This is a genomic window from Actinoallomurus acanthiterrae, from assembly GCF_054775715.1.
In genome coordinates, this window is the sequence record NZ_BAAHCO010000001.1 from 492187 (window position 1) to 509929 (window position 17743).

General features: G+C 71.5%; 17 protein-coding genes. 4 read left to right on the forward strand and 13 right to left on the reverse strand.

Annotated elements, in window-relative coordinates; all coding sequences use genetic code 11:
* Positions 1 to 142: 142 nt before the first annotated feature.
* The 5 genes from fabG to ACYVF7_RS02445 form a co-directional block, all read right to left on the reverse strand.
* Entirely contained in the window at positions 143 to 871 is a 729-nt protein-coding gene (gene fabG / locus ACYVF7_RS02425; protein ID WP_460334153.1) for a 3-oxoacyl-ACP reductase FabG, read from the reverse strand.
* Between the two features lie 220 nt (positions 872 to 1091).
* Positions 1092 to 2297: an acetyl-CoA C-acetyltransferase gene (locus ACYVF7_RS02430; RefSeq protein WP_460334156.1), complete on the reverse strand. Its 1206-nt coding sequence runs from the start codon at positions 2295 to 2297 to the stop codon at positions 1092 to 1094.
* Between the two features lie 80 nt (positions 2298 to 2377).
* Complete coding sequence (locus ACYVF7_RS02435; protein ID WP_460334159.1) at positions 2378 to 3043, reverse strand: D-sedoheptulose-7-phosphate isomerase; 666 nt, start codon at positions 3041 to 3043, stop codon at positions 2378 to 2380.
* The gene (locus ACYVF7_RS02440; RefSeq protein ID WP_460334162.1) at positions 3040 to 3276 is read right to left on the reverse strand and encodes a HypC/HybG/HupF family hydrogenase formation chaperone; all 237 of its coding nucleotides are present in this window, start codon (positions 3274 to 3276) and stop codon (positions 3040 to 3042) included. Before ACYVF7_RS02440 ends, ACYVF7_RS02435 begins: the two co-directional genes overlap by 4 nt.
* Positions 3273 to 3890 (reverse strand): D-sedoheptulose-7-phosphate isomerase, encoded by a 618-nt coding sequence (locus ACYVF7_RS02445; RefSeq protein WP_460334165.1) that lies wholly within the window; start codon positions 3888 to 3890, stop codon positions 3273 to 3275. Before ACYVF7_RS02445 ends, ACYVF7_RS02440 begins: the two co-directional genes overlap by 4 nt.
* A gap of 169 nt (positions 3891 to 4059) precedes the next feature.
* On the opposite strand from ACYVF7_RS02445, the gene hypF reads away from it, so the two are divergent.
* Positions 4060 to 6567: a carbamoyltransferase HypF gene (gene hypF / locus ACYVF7_RS02450; RefSeq protein ID WP_460334168.1), complete on the forward strand. Its 2508-nt coding sequence runs from the start codon at positions 4060 to 4062 to the stop codon at positions 6565 to 6567.
* 23 nt (positions 6568 to 6590) lie between these two features.
* On the opposite strand, the gene ACYVF7_RS02455 is transcribed toward hypF, so the two are convergent.
* From ACYVF7_RS02455 to ACYVF7_RS02470, 4 genes are all read right to left on the reverse strand, one after another.
* Positions 6591 to 7688, reverse strand: a complete 1098-nt coding sequence (locus ACYVF7_RS02455) for a PP2C family protein-serine/threonine phosphatase (protein WP_460334170.1) — start codon at positions 7686 to 7688, stop codon at positions 6591 to 6593.
* A 101-nt stretch (positions 7689 to 7789) separates the two neighbouring features.
* Positions 7790 to 8884 carry an ATP-binding protein gene (locus ACYVF7_RS02460; RefSeq protein WP_460334173.1) on the reverse strand — a complete coding sequence of 365 codons (1095 nt, stop codon included), beginning with the start codon at positions 8882 to 8884 and terminating at the stop codon, positions 7790 to 7792.
* A gap of 114 nt (positions 8885 to 8998) precedes the next feature.
* Positions 8999 to 9904 carry a hypothetical protein gene (locus tag ACYVF7_RS02465; RefSeq protein ID WP_460334175.1) on the reverse strand — a complete coding sequence of 302 codons (906 nt, stop codon included), beginning with the start codon at positions 9902 to 9904 and terminating at the stop codon, positions 8999 to 9001.
* Positions 9905 to 10177: 273 nt separating this feature from the next.
* On the reverse strand, positions 10178 to 11644 hold the full coding sequence (locus ACYVF7_RS02470; protein WP_460334178.1) for an alpha/beta hydrolase: 1467 nt from the start codon (positions 11642 to 11644) through the stop codon (positions 10178 to 10180).
* A 687-nt stretch (positions 11645 to 12331) separates the two neighbouring features.
* Between ACYVF7_RS02470 and ACYVF7_RS02475 the strand changes: the two genes are divergently transcribed.
* Positions 12332 to 12721 carry an STAS domain-containing protein gene (locus ACYVF7_RS02475; protein ID WP_460334182.1) on the forward strand — a complete coding sequence of 130 codons (390 nt, stop codon included), beginning with the start codon at positions 12332 to 12334 and terminating at the stop codon, positions 12719 to 12721.
* A gap of 90 nt (positions 12722 to 12811) precedes the next feature.
* Here the strand turns inward: ACYVF7_RS02475 and ACYVF7_RS02480 are convergent, their stop codons facing one another.
* The 3 genes from ACYVF7_RS02480 to ACYVF7_RS02490 all read right to left on the reverse strand — a co-directional run bounded on the left by ACYVF7_RS02480 (position 12812) and on the right by ACYVF7_RS02490 (position 15265).
* On the reverse strand, positions 12812 to 13306 hold the full coding sequence (locus ACYVF7_RS02480) for a phage holin family protein (protein WP_460334185.1): 495 nt from the start codon (positions 13304 to 13306) through the stop codon (positions 12812 to 12814).
* Between the two features lie 167 nt (positions 13307 to 13473).
* Complete coding sequence (locus ACYVF7_RS02485; protein WP_460334188.1) at positions 13474 to 14688, reverse strand: CU044_5270 family protein; 1215 nt, start codon at positions 14686 to 14688, stop codon at positions 13474 to 13476.
* Positions 14681 to 15265, reverse strand: coding sequence for an RNA polymerase sigma factor (locus ACYVF7_RS02490; protein WP_460334191.1), 585 nt, complete (start codon positions 15263 to 15265; stop codon positions 14681 to 14683). The genes ACYVF7_RS02485 and ACYVF7_RS02490 overlap by 8 nt, the downstream gene beginning before the upstream one ends.
* 212 nt (positions 15266 to 15477) lie before the next feature.
* Between ACYVF7_RS02490 and ACYVF7_RS02495 the strand changes: the two genes are divergently transcribed.
* On the forward strand, positions 15478 to 16173 hold the full coding sequence (locus ACYVF7_RS02495) for a hypothetical protein (protein ID WP_460334194.1): 696 nt from the start codon (positions 15478 to 15480) through the stop codon (positions 16171 to 16173).
* A gap of 40 nt (positions 16174 to 16213) precedes the next feature.
* Here ACYVF7_RS02495 and ACYVF7_RS02500 read toward each other — a convergent pair whose 3' ends face one another.
* On the reverse strand, positions 16214 to 16759 hold the full coding sequence (locus ACYVF7_RS02500; protein ID WP_460334197.1) for a TetR/AcrR family transcriptional regulator: 546 nt from the start codon (positions 16757 to 16759) through the stop codon (positions 16214 to 16216).
* A gap of 132 nt (positions 16760 to 16891) precedes the next feature.
* Here ACYVF7_RS02500 and ACYVF7_RS02505 point away from each other — a divergent pair, with 132 nt between their 5' ends.
* Complete coding sequence (locus ACYVF7_RS02505; RefSeq protein ID WP_460334201.1) at positions 16892 to 17731, forward strand: oxidoreductase; 840 nt, start codon at positions 16892 to 16894, stop codon at positions 17729 to 17731.
* Positions 17732 to 17743 lie beyond the last annotated feature (12 nt).

A 17743-nucleotide genomic window follows, 5' to 3' on the forward strand; every position in this document is an offset into this window, starting at 1 on the left:
TCGGCCTCCATCAGGGAACCGGAGCGCGGCAGAGGCCGGGGACGCTGGAAACGCATTAGCAGGTTGCGTTTCAAACGCTACCCTACGCGTCAGATGTCATGAATCGAGCCTTTGTAACCGCAAATACCGCCGAATCAATTGATCACATGAAACGTCCGCCAGCGATCTCCAAGACGGCACCGGTCATGTAGCTCGACAGGTCCGAGGCGAGGAAGAGCGCGACGTTCGCGACCTCGACCGGTTCGCCCGCCCGTCCCATCGGGATCTCTCGCATCTTCCCCTCCCACACGTCCGGCCGCATCGCCTCCGTCATCGCCGTCCTGATCAGCCCTGGCTGCACGGCGTTGACCCGGACGCCCAGGTGGGCGAGCTCCTTGGCGGCGGCCTTGGTCATGCCGACGATGCCCGCCTTCGCGGCGCTGTAGTTCGTCTGGCCGGCCATCCCGACCTTCCCGGAGATGGACGAGACGTTCACGATCGAGCCTCGGCCGCGTTCCCGCATGACCAGCGAGGCGGCGCGGACGCCGTGCCAGGTGCCCTTCAGGTGGACGTCGATCACGGCGTCGAAGTCCGCCTCCGCCATCTTCCGCATGGTGGCGTCCCGGGTGATCCCGGCGTTGTTCACCATGACGTCGAGCCCGCCGTACTCCGCCACGCACCGATCGACCAGCGCCGACACCTGCTCGGCCGAGGTGACGTCGCACTCCACGGCGATGCCGCCCACCTCCTTGGCCGCCGCGCGGGCGGCGTCGAGGTCGCGGTCCGCGATCACCACCCGGGCGCCGTTCTCGGCGAACACCCGCGCCGTGGCCAGCCCGATCCCCTGCGCCGCCCCGGTGATCACGGCGCTCCGTCCCTCCAGCAGTCCCACGGCTCCTCCTGGGTACGATCCGGTCTCCGCCGTCATGCTCGCACGCCCGTACGGGCGTAAGGGCCCGTCTCAAAGCCCCGCTGTCCTACTGCGCGGTGCCCAGGCGGCGCCTCGCCGCGTTGTCGTCGGTCGCTAGCCAACACCGGGCTGACTCCCTCCTCCGCCTTGCGAGGCACCACCTGGACACCGCTCGCTACGGACGGGGACTTTGAGACGGGCCCTAGGCGATCCGCTCGAAGACCGCGGCGAGGCCCTGGCCGCCGCCGATGCACATCGTCTCCAGCCCGTACCGGGCGTCGCGGCGGTGCAGCTCGTGCAGCAGGGTGGTGAGGATGCGCGCGCCGGTCGCGCCGACCGGGTGCCCCAGCGAGATCCCGGAGCCGTTGACGTTCAGCTTGGCCAGGCCGGCCTCGTCGAGCCCCCACTCACGCAGGACGCCGATGACCTGCGCGGCGAACGCCTCGTTCAGCTCGATGAGGTCCATGTCGTCGAGGCTCAGCCGGGCACGGACGAGCGCCTTCTCGGTGGCGGGCACCGGGCCCAGCCCCATCAGGTGCGGCGGGACTCCGGCCACGGCCCAGGACACCAGCCTGGCCTGATGGGTCAGGCCGAGCGCGTCGGCCCGCTTCCGCGTCGTGACCAGGCAGACGGCCGCGCCGTCGTTCTGGCCGCTGGAGTTGCCCGCGGTGACCGTGGCGCCGTCCACGCGCATGACCGGCTTGAGGCCGGCCAACCGCTCCAGGGTCGTGTCCGCCCGCGGGTGCTCGTCGCGGTCGACGACCCGAGTCCCCTTGCGGTCGCGCACCTCGACCGGCACGATCTCGTCGGCGAACAGCCCCTTGTCCTGCGCCCGCACCGCCCGTTCGTGGGAGCGCAGCGCCAACTCGTCCTGCTCCGTACGGCTGATCTCATAGCGTTCGCGGACGTTCTCGGCGGTCTCCAGCATGCCGCCCGGCACCGGGTGGTGCTCGCCGCCCGCCGTGACGCGGGCCCGGGCCAGCCGGTCCATCAGCTTGATCTCGGCTCCGGGCCGGTCCCAGCGCAGGCCGGTGGCGTAGTACTCGACGCCGCTCATGCTCTCCGCGCCGCCCGCGATGACCGTGTCGCTCACGCCTGTCGCGACCTGCATCACCGCGTTCAGGACGGCCTGCAGCCCCGATCCGCACCGTCGGTCCACCTGCACTCCCGCGACCTCGACCGGCAGGCCCGCGTCGAGGGCGGCGACCCGGCCGATGGCCGGTGCGTCACCGTTCGGATTGCAGTTGCCGAGGATGACGTCGCCGATCTCGTGGGGGTCGACACCGGTGCGCTCGACCAGCGCACGGATCACCGTCGCCGCCAGCTCCTGCGCGCTGACGTCCTTCAATGCACCGCCGAAACGCCCCACCGGGGTACGAACCGGTGAGCAAACCACAACCTCGCGCATGTCATGACTCCTCTCGCGACAACCCTACGTTTCGGGTTACGAGAGGATTCGTCCAGTCTTCCGGCAGGCGGCAACGCCTTTCAGACTGCGCTCCCGAGGGCGTGCTGCGTCAGGTCCCACAGGACGTGGTAGACGGTCGTCTGCGCCTCCTGGACGCGGTGCACGGACGCCGACGGGATCACGAACAGGTAGTCGAGGGACGCCAGCTCGGCGAGCCTGCCGCCCTGGCCGCCGGCGAGCGCGATGGTGAGCATCCCACGCCGGGCCGCCTCCTCCACCGCCCGGATGACGTTGGCCGATTCACCGTTCGTCGACAGGCCGAACGCGATGTCGCCGGTGCCGCCCAGCGCGGCGAGCTGCCGGGCGAACACCACCTCGAAGCTCACGTCGTCGGACAGCGCGGTCAGCAGCGCGACGTCGGTGGTCAGGCAGAGCGCGGGCAGGGACCGCCCGCGCGACGGATTGGAGAACGTGGCGGCGATCTCTTCGGCGTCGGTGCTGCTGGCGCCGTTGCCGAAGGTGAACAGCCGCCCGCCCATGGCGAACCTCTTGGCCATCGCCTCGGCGCACTCCGCGAGCAGGAACCCCGACCGCTCCGCGACCTCACGCCGGAGCCGTACGATCTCCTCGGCCTTCTCCTCGGTGGACCGGCTGACCTCGCTCAGCACCGTCTCGATCTCGGACTCCCGCGAATACAGGAACGGGTACAGCTCCTGCATCCCATCCGGTGGCTCACTCCCGGTCATTGCCGCTCCCCCCGATCACCCCGCGCCACCACCGCGATGGCCTCTTTCGCGTGGACCAGGATCGTGTCGCCGACGGCCGCGTCGACCAGCGCGACGCTGACCTCCTCGCACCTGCCGCCACCAGTGTCGGCGACCGCGAGGTCGCCGTCGAGCAGGCGCACCACCGTCACCGGGACGGCCTCGTCGGAACAGGTGACGCAGACCTCCTCCGAACACGGACCGCGCTCGGTCACTCGATCACCTCCGGGCCGAGCAGGCCGGGCTGTTCGAAGAACACGTGCACGAGCTCCGACAGGAGGTGGTACGTCGTCACGTGGATCTCCTTGACGATCGCCGGGTCGTCGCTCTGCGCGATCAGCAGGTGGTCGATCGCCGGGCTCTGGCCCAGCATGCCGCCGTCCCCGCCGGTCAGCGCGACGGTGAGCAGCCCCAGGTCGTGGCCTGCCTCCAGGCCGCGGAGCACGTCGACGCAGTGACCGCCCGCGGAGATCCCCAGGGCGATGTCGTACGGAGCCGCCCACTGGCGCACCTGGTGGGCGAACACCTCGCAGAACCCCTCGCGGCACGCCACCCCCGTGATGGCCGCCGCGTCATTGCTCACCGCGATGGCGGGCAACGCCCGCTTGCCCACGATCATCGGATGCATGAACTCGACGGCGACGTGCGCCGCGTCCGTACCGGCCACGCCGTTGCCGAAGGCGATCAGCTTGCCGCCGCGGTGAAAGCGGACCGCCATGTCCTGGCACGCGCGGGCCACCCGTCCAGAGTCCTCGGCGAGCATCCGGCCGGCCGTCTCACGCCGCGCGAACGCCTGACTGACCCGTTCCATGGGTGGTGTCACGGTCATGTACACACTCCATTCCGGATCCGTACCGTCACGCTATGTCCATGTCGCTCTGGGGGAACACCCTGTCCGGCACAACCGGCGGTAAAGCCTCGGCGCGATCGGTAAGTTCTCGGCCACAACGGTCGCGGGCAGGTCTCGGGGCCGCCACGCCGCGGGCAACATTCGACGTATGCGATCACCGTCCGCTCGGCTGCTGATCCGCGTCGAGGGGATCGTGCAAGGGGTCGGCTTCCGGCCGTACGTCCATTCCCTCGCCCGGCGGCTGGACCTGGCCGGGTGGGTGGGCAACGACGCCCACGGCGTCTTCGTCGAGGTCGAGGGGCCGTCCGACGCCCTGACACGGTTCCAGGAGGGACTGCGCGACGACCCGCCGCCCCTGGCCTTGATCCACCGGATGACCGCGACGCGGCTCCCGGTCCGCGGCGAACGAGGATTCCGCATCGCGCCGAGCCGCCGGGAGGACACCCGTGAGACGCTGATCTCGCCGGACGTCGCGACCTGCGCGGACTGCCTCGCCGAGCTGTTCGACCCCGCCGACCGGCGGTACCGCTACCCGTTCGTCAACTGCACCAACTGCGGGCCGCGGTTCACCATCATCCGCGACGTGCCGTACGACCGGCCCGTGACGACGATGGCCGGGTTCGCCCTGTGCGAGGACTGCGCGGCGGAGTACCACGACCCGGGGAACCGGCGGTTCCACGCGCAGCCGACCTGCTGCCCGGCCTGCGGCCCTGCGCTGCGCCTGTCCGGTACGGACGACGGCGACCCGGCCGTCGAGGCGCCGCGAGCCGGCGGCCTTGGGGCGGCGAGCGCGGTCTGCGACCCGATGGCGGCGGCGGCCGAGGTGCGTTGGGAAGGCGCATCGGCCCCCGGTGATCCGATGGCGGCGGCGGCCGAGGTGCGTTGGGAAGGCGCATCGGCCCCCGGTGATCCGATCGCGGTGGCGGTCGAGGCGCGGCGTTGGGAGGGCGCGCCGGCCTCCGGTGCGCCGGGTGCCGTCCGTGATCCGATCGCGGCGGCGGCGGGGGTGCTGCGGGCGGGCGGCGTTCTGGCCGTGAAGGGGCTCGGCGGCTACCACCTGGCGGTGGACGCCGGCGACGAGGAGGCGGCCCGGCGGCTGCGCTCGCGCAAGCACCGCGAGGCCAAGCCGTTCGCCGTCATGGTCCCCGATCTCGAGGCCGCCCACCGGCTCTGCCTGCTCGACCCGGTCGCCGAACGGCTGCTCACCGGGCCGCGCCGCCCGATCGTGCTGCTTCCCCGGCGGCCCGGCGCGCCGGTGGCGGCCGCGGTCGCGCCGGGCAACCGCGAGCTCGGGATCATGCTGCCGTACACGCCGCTGCACCACCTGCTGGCACGCGAGCTCGGCCGTCCGTACGTCCTGACGAGCGGCAACGTCTCGGACGAGCCGATCGCCTACCGTGACGCCGACGCGTACGAGCGGCTCGCCGGCATCGCCGACCGGTTCCTCACGCACGACCGGCCGATCCACATCCGCACCGACGACTCCGTCGTCCGCGTCGTCGGAGGCCGGGAGCTCCCGCTGCGGCGGTCGCGCGGGTACACGCCGCAGCCGGTCTGGCTCGCCCGGCCGGTGCCGTCCCCGGTGCTGGGCTGCGGGGCCGAGCTGAAGAACACCTTCTGTCTCGCCAAGGGCGACCGCGCCTTCGTCTCCCACCACATCGGGGACCTGGAGAACTACGAGACGCTGCGCTCCTTCACCGAGGGGATCGCGCACTTCCGGCGGCTGTTCGGCATCGCGCCGCGCGTCGTCGCCCATGACCTGCACCCGGAGTACCTGTCGACGAAGTACGCCCTGGCGCTGGAGGACGTGGAGCTCGTGGGCGTGCAGCACCATCACGGGCACATCGCCTCATGCCTGGCGGACAACCGGGAGGACGGCCCGGTGATCGGCGTCGCCTACGACGGCACCGGCTACGGCGCCGACGGCACGATCTGGGGCGGTGAGCTCCTCGTCGCCGACCTGGCCGGGTTCTCCCGGGCGGGCCTCCTGGCCCCGGTGCCGTTGCCCGGCGGGCCGGCCGCGATCCGGCAGCCGTGGCGGATGGCCGCCGCCCACCTGGACGCGGCATACGACGGCGCTCCACCGCCGGAACTGGACGTCCAGGTCCGGAATCGGAGTGGCTGGGACGACGTCCTGGCCGTGGCGAGGTCCGGCGTGAACTCGCCGCTCACGTCGAGCGCCGGCCGCCTGTTCGACGCCGTCGCCGCGATCCTCGGCGTCCGCGACGCCGTCGACTACGAAGGGCAGGCGGCGATCGAACTCGAGCAGCGCGCCGACCCCGCGGAGACGGCCGCCTACCCGGTCGCGATCGACGACGGAGACCTCCTGGTCATCCGGGTCGGCGACCTGGTCCGTGCCGTCGTGGCCGACCTGCGCGACGGCGTCCCGGCCGCGACCGTCGCCGCGCGCTTCCACCACGGGCTCGCCGACGCCACCGTCGCCGCGTGCCGGCGGCTGTCCGCCGCGACGGGGATCGGCACGGTCGCGCTGTCCGGCGGCGTCTTCCAGAATCGGCTCCTGCTGGGCCGGGTCACCGACGGCCTTGGACGCCACGGCCTGCGGGTGCTCACCCACCAGCGGGTGCCGCCGAACGACGGCGGCATCAGCCTCGGCCAGATCGCCGTCGCCGCCGCGAGGCACGACCGACGCCGCTGAACGGACGACGGCGTCGGCGGTCGTCACGGCGAACGTCGACCCAGAGCGTGTCGGCGTGGTGGGCCCGCGAACTCGGTGGGCAGGCGCTGGATCGCGATCGCCGCGGCGTCGTCGTCGAGTCGGCCGCCGACGTGGCGCAGCAGATCGTCATGGAGCAGCCGGATCAGGGTGTCCGCGTCCTCGCCCGCCCAGGCGGGAAGGCGCTCGGCGAGGGGATAGAAACCGCCCGCGCCGTCGCGGGCCTCGATGATCCCGTCGGTGTAGAGCAGCATGAGGTCGCCGGGCTCGAACGGGAACGTCTCCGGCCGATGGTCCTCTTCGGTGAGTTCGCCGAGCCCCAGCGGTGGACACTTCAGGTCCGGATCCAGCGTCAGCACCCGCTCTCCGCGCAGCAGCAGCGGCGGCGGGTGACCGCAGTCGATCACGTGCACGACCGACTCGCGGTCGGGTATGTCGGTGATGGCCGCGGTGACGAAGCACTCCGAGGCGATCGCGTTCGTCTCGGCGAGCTCGATGAGGTTCCGGCAGACGCTGCCTTCCAGGTACGTCGCGAGCTTCGGCAATGCCGCGTGGCGGTGCGACGCCTCACGGAACGCACACAGGAGGAGCGCCGCGTCGCTGAGCGAGCCCAGGCCCTTGCCGCGTACGTCGCCGATGAGCAGGCGGGTGCCACCCACCGTGCGTGCGGCGGCGTACAGGTCACCACCGACGTGCGCCTCGGCGGTGGCGGCGATGTACATCGACGAGATCCGCAGGGGGCCGATCCTGCGGGGCAGCGGGCGCAGGATGACCCGCTGCGCGGCCTCGGACACCGACCGGACCTGGGCGAGCTGCCGCGCGCGCCGGCCACGTAGGTAGGAGAACACGAAGATGACGGACGAGACCGCCAGCAGCGTGAAGATCTGTACCTGGTGGTTGAGCGTCTCGACGCCGCCGTGCAGGCAGGCGATCACTACCTGCGCCACCACCGCCACGGCGCCCACCAACCCGGTCATCACCGGCCCTCCGAAGGACGCCGTGAGCGCGGGCGCCACGACGAGGAGCGGCCCCAGGTGGACGGTCGTGGGGATGTTCACGTCCACGAAGGTGATCAGCAGGATGAACGCGAGTGGTATCAGCACCAGTGCATGAGCCGGCTGCCATGACGGGCGAAGATCGCGCAAGTGCTGCCCGAGGCGCACGCTTCCTGCCTACCCCACAGGTGAGAAATCACCCCAATCGATCAACCTGCGGCTGGTGACCTCATCGCATCGACGATGCCATCCGCTGAAGTCGTATCCCAGGACTCGGCCTCGCTGGGTTCCGCCCACGCCGCTGCGTAGGCGTCTTCGAGAGCGGCCGACCCGGCCGGCCCGACGGCCTCAAGGAGCGCCTCGGGGGTGAGGGTGAAGTCGGGGTCGATCTGGGCGGCGAGGTCCTGGCCGGTCGCGGCGTTCGCCCAGGCGCGGGCGTTCTTGAGGTGGAACTCGACCGCCTGGCGGGTGAACTTGTCCCAGTCCTTGGGGCGGGCGTCGACGGTGGCCCGGAGCGTGGCGAGCGCGGCGCGGTCGGGCTCGGCCAGGTCGTCCAGGTCGAACGGGTGGCCCTGTTCCATGGCGCGGACGGCGCCGGACTGCCCGACGCAGCACAGCAGCGCGTCGCCGACGTGTTCGCGCAGGAAGGCGACGTCCCCGGGGCCGTGGACCTTGTTGCCGATGACCTTCAGAGCGACGTCGTAGTCGGCGGCGTACTCGGTCCACTGCCGGTAGACCGCGACGCCCTTCCGCGTGGGTTCGGCGACGAGGAAGGTCAGGTCGAAGCGGGTGAACATGCCGGAGGCGAAGGACTCCGCACCGGCGGTGCAGTCGACGACGACGTACTCGCCGGGGCCGTCGAGGAGGTGGTTGAGGTACAGCTCGACCGCCCCCGTTTTGGAGTGGTAGCAGGAGACGCCCAGGTCCTCGTCGCTGAACGGCCCGGTCACCATGAGCCTGGCGCCGGCGGCCGGGACCGTCAGCCGGGAGTGGATCGGGTCGTCGCCGCCCAGGCGCAGCAGCCGGGATCCGCGGCCTGGCGGTGTGGTCTTCACCATCGCCGCCGCCGAGGAGATCCGGGGGTTGTCGCCCCGCAGGTACTCCTTGATCGCGGCCAGGTGCGCGCCCATGGCCGGGATCGCGGCGGCGGACTGCTCGGGGAGGCCGAGGGCGACGCCGAGGTGCTGGTTGATGTCGGCGTCCACCGCCACGACCGGCGTGCCGCCGGCCGCAAGATGACGGATGAACAGGGACGACAAGGTCGTCTTGCCGCTGCCGCCCTTGCCGACGAACGCGACCTTCATGCTTCCTCCCAGTGCGGCCGGTGCCCACTTCCGATATCGCCCAACGTAGCGAGATGGATACGGTGAGCGAGGGTTTTCGGTGCGACCCGACTATAGAGGAAACGAAAACCGTTTTCACAATCTCTCGTGGCTCCGCAGGAGGTCGATGGCGCGGACGGTGGCGTGACCGCGCCATTCGAGGGCGCCCGCCGGGGAACTGCTGGCGTGGTCGACGATCCACCCGCCGTCCTCCTGCTGCAGGCCGGCCAGCCGATCCAGGTCGGCCTCGAGCACCTCGGGTCGGAGCAACGCCGCGGCCGGCCGGTCGGGGCGCTCCGCGAAGCCCAGCGGACGCAGCGTCTCGCCCGCGATGCCGCCTTCGACGGGCATCTCGCCACTCGGCGGAATCCGCGCGCCCAGGGACGCCAGGAGACGCGGGGCCTCGGGCCGGAGGTCGTGCACGGTGTCGAGGAAGCGCACCGCGAACGCCAGCACGTACGCGTGCGGCGTCTCGTCGATCGCCTCGATCGCGGCCAGGCAGTACGCCGTCGCCCGGTCGAGCCAGGGATGGCCGGCCACGGCCGGGACGTGGACCGCGACGCGGTGGGCGAGCGCGGCGGTCACGGCGGTGATCTGCAAGGACGACGTGTCCGGATCGGCGTTCGCCCACCAGGGAGCGGTCGCGGCGCGGGACGTGAGGGGAAGGGCGAAGGGCAGGCCGCCGTCGGGGAGCGTCACCGACTCCAGCCAGTCGCACAGCGCGACGGCCCGCGCGGTGACCTCCTCCGCGACCGGCGCGTGGGCCGCGGCCTCCTCGAGCGCCTCGAAGGCGTGCAGCGCCGCGCCCGGCTGGCTCTCGGGCGAGCGCAGGTCCGGCTCGAGGCCCCAGCCGTAGCCCCCGTCGGCGTTGCGGTACGCGTCCAGGGCGGCCAGGACGTGAGCGGCGTCGGCGTGCTCCGTGATCAGCTGAAAGCGACGGCGGTCCAGGAGACGCGCGTGACCGGCCATGAACGCGGCCGCCGCGGAAAGGTCGATGCTCATGACGCGATCGTCCTTCCCGCGGGGCCCGCTCGTCTTGGACGGATCGGACATCTCTACCGCGCGGATCAGACTCGGCCGTCCAGGGGATCCGGCTCGGCGGTCCCCGCCGTACGGATCCGGCTCGACCGTCCACACCCTGTGGATCCAGGTCGGCCCTCCCGCCGTGCGGGTCCCGGTCGGCCCTCCCCGCCGTGGGTCGGCCGTCCACACCCTGTGGATCCGGCTCGGCCATCCCCGCCGTGCGGGTCCGGGGCGACCCTCCCGCCGTGCGGATCAGGCGTGGCAGACCGTGCCGGCCGGAGGTGCCTGGCCGGTGATCAGGTAGTCGACCTCGTGCGTACGGGCGCAGGAGGAGTTGTACAGGGCGGTGTGCCCGTCACCGTCGTACGTCAGTAGCCGGCCGCCGTCGATCTGCCGGGTCAGCGCCTTCGCCCAGACGTACGGGGTGGACGGGTCGTAGGTGTTGCCGACGACGAGGATCGTCGGGGTGCCGGTGACCCGCTCGGGGCGCGGCGGGTTCGCCGCCGGCACCGGCCAGCCGGTGCACCCGGTGGTCGCGTCCCACATCTCCGAGTAGCGCCACATGTGCGGCGCCGCCTTCTTGACGTGCGCCAGCCGGGCCCGCAGGTCCGCGAAGCCGCGCACCCGCGGCGGGAAGTCGTGGCACCCGATGGCCCGGTACGCGGTGTAACTCGGGTCGATGCCGGACACGCCCTCGCCCAGTGCCGTCGCGTTCGAGGGTGTCTTCTCGGCGTCGGCGAGGGCCGTGGCGAGCTGCGGCCAGAAGGACTTGATGATCAGGTACCCGTACGCGCCGGAGGTGACCTCGGCGGCGGTGAGGGAACGACCCAGGGCGGGATCGGTGACCTCACCCTTGTCGGCCCGCGCGGTCAGGGCGTCGAAGTCGGCCACGACGTCCCGACCGTGGAGCGCGCAGTCGGCCGTGGCCTGGCACCAGCTCGCGAAGTGGCTGAAGACCCGTTCCATCGCCGTCGACTCGTCCACGGCGTCCCGGGCGACCGAACGCGTGTGGTCGATGGCGCCGTCCAGCACCATGGTCCGCACCCGTCCGGGGAACAGCCGGGCGTACGCGGCACCGAGCTCCGTGCCGTACGAGACGCCGAGCCAGGAGATCTGCGACTCGCCGAGCGCGGCGCGGATCGCGTCGACGTCCCGGGCGGCGCTGATCGTGTCGACGTGCCGGAGCAGCGGGCCCGTCGTCTTCAGGCAGTCGTTCCCGTGACGGCGGTTGCTCTCCGTGAGCCGCCGGTACTCCGCCGCCGTCGTCGGAAGGGTGGGGGCGGCCGGGTCGTACACCGGCGTCGAGCAGCGTACGGGAGTGCTGTCGCCGACTCCGCGCGGGTCGAAGCCGATCAGGTCGAAACGTCCGCGCAGGGGCCCCAGCTGCGGTGTTCCGAGCAGCATCCCGCCCTGGGCGACCACCGCGGTGCCGGATCCGCCCGGGCCGCCGGGGTTGACGAGCAACGACCCGATCCGGTGTGCCTGGTCGGTGGCCCGCAGGCGGTTCAGCGCCAGGGTGATCCGCTGCCCGCCCGGATGGGACCAGTCCAGCGGCACGGTGATCGTGGCGCACTCCAGCTGAGGCGGCGTGTTCGCGGTGTGACAGTCACGCCAGGCGGGCGCCGGTGTGGGGCCGCTCACCGCCGCCACCGCGGCGGAACCCGAGGTCAGGACGGAGGCCGCGGTCACGGCCACCGTCACGACGGACGAACGCTTCATCGGGACTCCAGTTCGGAGGGGATTGGAGGCACGCGTGCTCGCAAGCGGTCGCAGAGATCCTTTCAACCGGCGGCCCCTGGGGCGTCGCCCGCCGGGGTGATCCCTCCCCGCCCCGCCCTGCGACCTACGGAGGAGGCCGCGCGGGACATGCGGAGGACGGACGAGATCACGAATCGGGAAACCGGATCGCCGCGCCGGCCGGAGAACGGGTGGGCGCAAGAACCGTACGTGCCTCGAGGACTCCTTCGTGATCACTCCTGCCGGGAGGACCCCGGCGCACCGCCACGCCCGGGTGGTGCCCGTCGCAGAAAGGCGAGCGCGCATGCTGAAGGCCATCCTGGAGAGCATCGTGATCCTTCTCGGCCCGGAGCCGGACCTTCACCTGGGAGACGATGCCCACGCGCTCGATCCCGACGACTACGGCGATTCTTGGTAGGAACCGGAATTTTTGCGCGATGCATACCGTTCAGTGACTCCGGAGAGTCATACGGTTTCGGGGGGAAGTTTCCGGGCGTGGCATTGCGATGCCCCGCGCCATCGGGGGTTTGTGCACGTCTAAAGCGGGCATGGTGCCCGATTAGCGCGCCGCGCCGTGGATGGTATCCGTCTCCCTCTTGGAAACGATCAGTAATCGCGCGATGCTGTGATGGTCACGGGTGCCCCACGGTGTTCCGGACTGGAGGTCCCATGGACGTTGCCCTGGACATGTTCGCGATGGAGTGCGAGGACTACACGCTCGCCATGCCGCGCGGTGAGGTCGATGCCTTCACCGGGCATACGTTCCGGGGGCGTCTGATCGAGCTTGTCACCACGACCGACCGACCGCTGCTGGTGGACATGAGCGGGGTGCCGTTCTTCTCCGCGGCCGGGCTCAACGCCGTGGTCGCCGCCGAGAAGCTGTCCAGGCGGCGAGGCGTCCCGATCGCCTACTTCGGCCTCGTGCCGTGCGTCGAGCGGCCGTTCCGGATCACCGGCGTCGACAAGGTCGCCCTGATCTGCCCGACGATGCAGGACGCCATCTGGTGCGTCCTCCCGCTCAGCGACGCCGAGATCGAAAGCTGGGACCTGTCCGACTAGGACTAGAGGTCACTTCGACAGGCAGAAAGCATCCGCGCTGACGTCGCGGCCCTTCAGGAGCCCCTGGAAGGCCACGGCGTCTTCGCGTTCTCACGTCGGCCAGCGCGGGTGAGCCGGCGCGGGCAGCTCGGCCGGGACCGGTTCGGCGGGGATCGCCCGGGCGGCGGTCGGGTGCCGCATCAGCTGGGCGTCCTCCCTAAGGGTCTCGACCGTCCGATGCGGTGTCGGGGAGAAGGTCCGCATCCGGTGGCGGCCCATGGCGTACATGATCGCTCCCGCGACCGCCCAGATGCCCCCCACGATCAGGAAGGCCCAGGCGATGTCGAGCACGTGGCCGATGCCGAGTGCCGCCGCGAACGACAGCAGCACCAGCACCATGTAGCCCGCGAATCCCGCCCCGCCGAACAGCCCGGCGGCCTTCCCGGCCTTGGTCGCCTCCTGGCGGACCTCCGCCTTCGCCAGCGCGACCTCCTGCCGCATCAGCTTCTGCAGGTCGGCGGTCGCCTCACCGACGAGCCGGCCGATCGAGGTGTCTCCGGACGCGACGGTCCGTCGGATGCCGGTGCCGTGTACAGAGGTCGACATGTCAGCTCACTCGTCCCTTCGGTTCGCGGCCGATCGACTCGGCGGCCTCCTCGAGGGTTCGCCATTGATTCGACCCCTACCCGCTGCACGTCGTTCGACCCATCAGGGACCGCGGCCCCGATCTGCCGCGAGGAGGGGACCCGGACGGCGCGGTCCCCTCCCGGCACTCACGGGCCGGCAGGGAGCTTCGGCTCGGAGTTCGTCCACTCCGCGACGGCGTACACCTCGTACGAGGAGACCTCCCCCGGCCGGTGGAACCGGTCGGGCTGATCCTGGACCCGCAGGGTCCGCGGCTTGCCGTCGTCGCCCGGCGGGAGTTTCCGGCTGCCGTGCGGCGGTGTCGCGACGAGGTCCCGTACGGCCAGGAGGGTCCCGCTGCCGGGGTCGATGATCCACTGACGTCGGTACGTGCCGAGCTGCTTGGGTGCGGTGTACAGACCGAGGGGAACGGTCGACGCCACCGGCAGGGAGACCACCGTTCCGGTGCGGCCCATGGGATCGGTCGTCGTGCCCTCGGCGCGGATGCCGGGCTGCGTGGCGAGCATCCGGAAGGCCGCCGCCCGTACCTTCGGCGGGGTGGGGGCGCCGGCCAGCAGCACACCGGCCACGTCGCTCAGCGCCCGGGCGCGTTCGGCGCCCTGAAGGGCTCCCAGGCGTTCCTTCGCGGACGTCGAAGAGAATGCGTGCCAGCGGTCGCGCAGGTTGAACAGCGCGTTCTGTAGCGCTTTCGGCTCGGTCGGCAGCTCGGCGATCTGTGCGGGTGTCATGCCGAAGAACCGCTGATCACTTTCCGGTCGCGGCTGAGGAAGCGGCATGGCGGACTTCGTGTCGAGGAACAGGGTGATCGGGCCCTCACTGCTCGGGGCCTGGATCGTCGTCGGGGATCCCGCCCGCTGCCACTTCGCCCTGTCCTCGGCGGTCCACGGTCGTGCGGGCAGGTCGGTGGCGCTGAAGAGCGCCTTGCCGTCGCGTCCGGTCCAGAGGTCGTACTGCTGTCTCGACTCGATCTTGTAGTGGTCGGCCCTGGTCCTGCCGACCGCGTAGATCAACCCGTCGATGCGCCTGGTGTGCCAGTACGCGCCGATCGGCGCCTTCTCCGCGTTGGTCGCGGCGACCAGCAGTGCGTTGCCGCCGCCGCCCGTCCGAAGGGGAACCGTACGGTCGGGCGACGGGTGCCCGCCCGAGTCCGAGAGGACGGCCAGGGCTCCCGCGGCCACCGCCCCGGCCGCGACCACGCCCATCAGCGGCATCATGAGCCGGCGCCGGGCGCGCGGGCGCGGCGCAGGGCGGGAGCGCCAGTTGGTGCGCAGGGCGAGCCGGTCCGGGTGCTCCTCGCGGGCCAGCGTCGGCCGCATCTGCCGTAGAGCGTCGAGTTCATCCATCGTTCTTCGCCTCCGGGAGGGCGTTCCGCAGCTTCTTCCGAGCCCGGTGGATCTTGGCTTTGACGGTGCCGAGGGGCAGCTCGAGCGTCGCCGCGATCTCGGCGTACGACAGCTCGCCCCAGGCGAGGAGCAAGAGGGCGTTGCGTTCCTGGGCGCTCAGCGAGGCGAGGGCCTTGGCGAGCTGAGGGCCGAGCGCGGCGGCCGCCACCCGGTCGTCGGTCGCCTCGGCCACACCCGCCTCGGCGGGGTCGACTCCGGTCCGGGCGAACGCCCGGTACATGCGGGTCTCCTGCCGGTGGTGCTTGGCGATCAGCTTGCTGGCGATGCCCCACAGCCACGCGCCGAACTCGAAGCGTCCGTCGAACTTCTCCCGGCGCCGGAACGCGGTGGCGAACGTCTCCGACACGACGTCGTCGGCCAGGGTCGGGCCGAGTCGCCGTTTGATGTAGGCGTGGAGCCGTGGCGCGTGGCGGCGGAACAGTTCGCCGAACGACTCGGGGTCTTCCAGGGAGGCGGCGACGAGTGCCTTGTCGTCGGGCCCTCCCTGCGGGTGGCTCACCGCTCTCGCCGTGGCCATGGGCCGTTGTGTCCCTTCATGCGTCACTCTCCGTTGTCGGGCTGCTGACACCCGGCTCTCTCCCGAAGGCCGGGGCCGGGTTGCGCCCGAACCGCCCGGATCACGATCTTGGCCATCGCGACCGGCCGCTCGGACGAAGGGCCGTGATCCGCGACCGGATCGTCATCTGTTCGCCCTGTTCGGTGCCGTACCGCTCGGGTACGGTGCCCGGCATGGTCGATGCGTTCGATGTGCGTGCGGAACTGGCCGGCGTCGGGGACCGTGGCGGGGCGTGGCGGTTCATCCAGGGGTTCGCGGCGGCGTGGGCGACACCGCTCACGGACGCCGACGGCTGGGAGGACGCGGACCTGAGCGCCGCCGAGACGCGGCTCGGCGTGACCCTGCCCGCCGCCGTACGGGAGGCGTACGCGCTGTTCGGCCGGCGTCGGGACCTGACCAGCAACCAGGACGAGCTGTTCGAGCCGAAGCAGCTGTACGTCCACGACGGGCTGCTGGTGTTCCGCGACGAGGACCAGGGCGCGGCGCGGTGGGGCGTCCGGCTCGACGGCCCCGACCCGGCGGTGTTCATCCGGCCCGACCTGGCCGATGACGACGCCGAGAGCTGGGAGCCGTGGCTGGACTCCTTCTCCCTCGCCTGCGTCGAGATGGTGCTGTCGGAGATCCTGCACGCCGACGAGACGCTCGCCGACTATCGCGAGGTCGACGAGGACGACCTCGAGGTGCTCGAGCGGTACGCCCGGCTGCCTCTCCCCGAGTACCCGTCGGGGCAGCTGCCCGGTTCGCGGTGGTTCGCGGGCCTGGACGTGCTCGTACGGGAGGACCAGCGGGCCTGGATCATGATCCGCGCCCGTTCGGAGGAGGCGCTCGTGAACGCCTGCGAGGACTTCGGCGACGGCTGGCTGGCCTGAACGCCGCGGAACAGCGCCGACCGCGACGCCCCGGGGTGGGTCACCGCCGGCCGGCACCGTTCAGGAGGGTGTCGACGACGAGGTCGGCGGCCTGCGGGGGCTTCAGGTCGGGGAATCGGTGGGCGGCGCTGTCGACGAGGTCGTCCAGTACGGCGCGGGCCCAGCCGGGCGGCAGGTCGGCTCGCAGGAACCCTTCGTCGGCCGCTCGCCGCAGGAAGACGTCCAGGCGCCGGCTCAGTTCCTCCCGCCGGACGCTCGCGGTGGGGTCGTCGAGGATCATCCGGCGCGTGTCGACCGGCCACTGCCGGCTGACCGGGATGATGCCCTCCACGTAACGGTGGAGGGCGACCGGCACCGGTGCCTCGGTGAGGCGTGCCTCGTCGAGGACCCGTTCGGAGGAGTCGAGCTTCGTCTCGAAGACGGCGGCGAGCAGGGCCTCGCGCGTGGCGAACCGCCGGTAGACGGTCCTCCGGTCGACCCCGGCCTCCGTGGCGATGGTCGTGATGCTCGTCGAGGGGTCCTCGGCCAGCAGGCGGGCCCCGGTGCGCAGCACCGCGTCCAGATTGCGGGCGGCGTCGGCTCTCATCGCGGCTCCCAGGCACAGGTGTGACGATCGATCGATCCAATCTTCTCACTCCTGGGGAAATAACTCGAACAAATGCCACGTTACTGTGACAGTTACCTGATGAGGGCACCTCCCACCGGAAGGACGCAGATCATGTCCCGAACCTGGCTGATCACCGGCAGCTCGCGCGGCCTGGGCCGCGCGCTCACCGTGGCCGCGCTGGAGCGCGGGGACCGCGTGGTCGCGACCGCGCGCCGCCCCGAACAACTCGCCGACCTCGTGGACCGCTACGGCGACCGCGTCCGTACGTTCGCGCTGGACGTCACCGACGCCGAGGCCGCCCGCGCCGCCGTCCGGTTCGCCGTCGAGGCGTTCGGCCGCCTCGACGTGGTCGTCAACAACGCCGGGTACGCCAACTCCTCGGCGATCGAGGAGACCACGGACGATGACTTTCGCGCGCAGGTGGAGGCGAACTTCTTCGGCGTCGTGAACCTCACCAAGGCCGCGCTTCCGGTGCTGCGCGCCCAGCGCTCCGGTCACTTCGTTCAGGTCTCCTCGGTGGGCGGCCGCGTGGGCGGTTCGCCGGGCGCCGCCGCCTACCAGGCGTCGAAGTTCGCGGTCGAAGGCTTCTCCGAAGTCCTGAACAACGAGGTGAAGCCCCTCGGCATCAAGGTCACGATCGTCGAGCCGGGGGCGTTCCGCACCGACTGGGCCGGTTCGTCCATGATCCTCGCGCCCGTCGGTCCGGACTACGAGCAGACCGTCGGCGCGATGAACCGTCGCCGCGCGGGCCTCGACCGGACCTCCCCCGGAGATCCGGAGCGGGCGGGGCAGGTCATCGTGGACGTCATCGACCTGGACGAGCCGCCGCTGCGCCTCCTGCTCGGCTCGGACGCGGTGGCGGCGGCCGATCGGTCCTCACAGGAGCGCGCGGCCGAAGCGGCCCGATGGGCCGAGGTGAGCCGTTCCACCGACTTCCCCGACGTGGCCTGACGGAAGCGCCTG

Excerpts from the sequence above, each read along its gene's own strand:
- ACYVF7_RS02475 (WP_460334182.1), top strand. The coding sequence starts at position 12,332 with ATGGACGTTGCCCTGGACATGTTCGCGATGGAGTGCGAGGACTACACG.
- ACYVF7_RS02490 (WP_460334191.1), bottom strand. The coding sequence starts at position 15,265 with ATGGCCACGGCGAGAGCGGTGAGCCACCCGCAGGGAGGGCCCGACGAC.
- ACYVF7_RS02445 (WP_460334165.1), bottom strand. The coding sequence starts at position 3,890 with ATGACCGTGACACCACCCATGGAACGGGTCAGTCAGGCGTTCGCGCGG.
- hypF (WP_460334168.1), top strand. The coding sequence starts at position 4,060 with ATGCGATCACCGTCCGCTCGGCTGCTGATCCGCGTCGAGGGGATCGTG.
- ACYVF7_RS02470 (WP_460334178.1), bottom strand. The coding sequence starts at position 11,644 with ATGAAGCGTTCGTCCGTCGTGACGGTGGCCGTGACCGCGGCCTCCGTC.
- ACYVF7_RS02495 (WP_460334194.1), top strand. The coding sequence starts at position 15,478 with ATGGTCGATGCGTTCGATGTGCGTGCGGAACTGGCCGGCGTCGGGGAC.
- ACYVF7_RS02435 (WP_460334159.1), bottom strand. The coding sequence starts at position 3,043 with ATGACCGGGAGTGAGCCACCGGATGGGATGCAGGAGCTGTACCCGTTC.
- ACYVF7_RS02485 (WP_460334188.1), bottom strand. The coding sequence starts at position 14,688 with ATGGATGAACTCGACGCTCTACGGCAGATGCGGCCGACGCTGGCCCGC.
- ACYVF7_RS02465 (WP_460334175.1), bottom strand. The coding sequence starts at position 9,904 with ATGAGCATCGACCTTTCCGCGGCGGCCGCGTTCATGGCCGGTCACGCG.
- ACYVF7_RS02430 (WP_460334156.1), bottom strand. The coding sequence starts at position 2,297 with ATGCGCGAGGTTGTGGTTTGCTCACCGGTTCGTACCCCGGTGGGGCGT.
- ACYVF7_RS02500 (WP_460334197.1), bottom strand. The coding sequence starts at position 16,759 with ATGAGAGCCGACGCCGCCCGCAATCTGGACGCGGTGCTGCGCACCGGG.
- ACYVF7_RS02480 (WP_460334185.1), bottom strand. The coding sequence starts at position 13,306 with ATGTCGACCTCTGTACACGGCACCGGCATCCGACGGACCGTCGCGTCC.
- ACYVF7_RS02505 (WP_460334201.1), top strand. The coding sequence starts at position 16,892 with ATGTCCCGAACCTGGCTGATCACCGGCAGCTCGCGCGGCCTGGGCCGC.
- ACYVF7_RS02460 (WP_460334173.1), bottom strand. The coding sequence starts at position 8,884 with ATGAAGGTCGCGTTCGTCGGCAAGGGCGGCAGCGGCAAGACGACCTTG.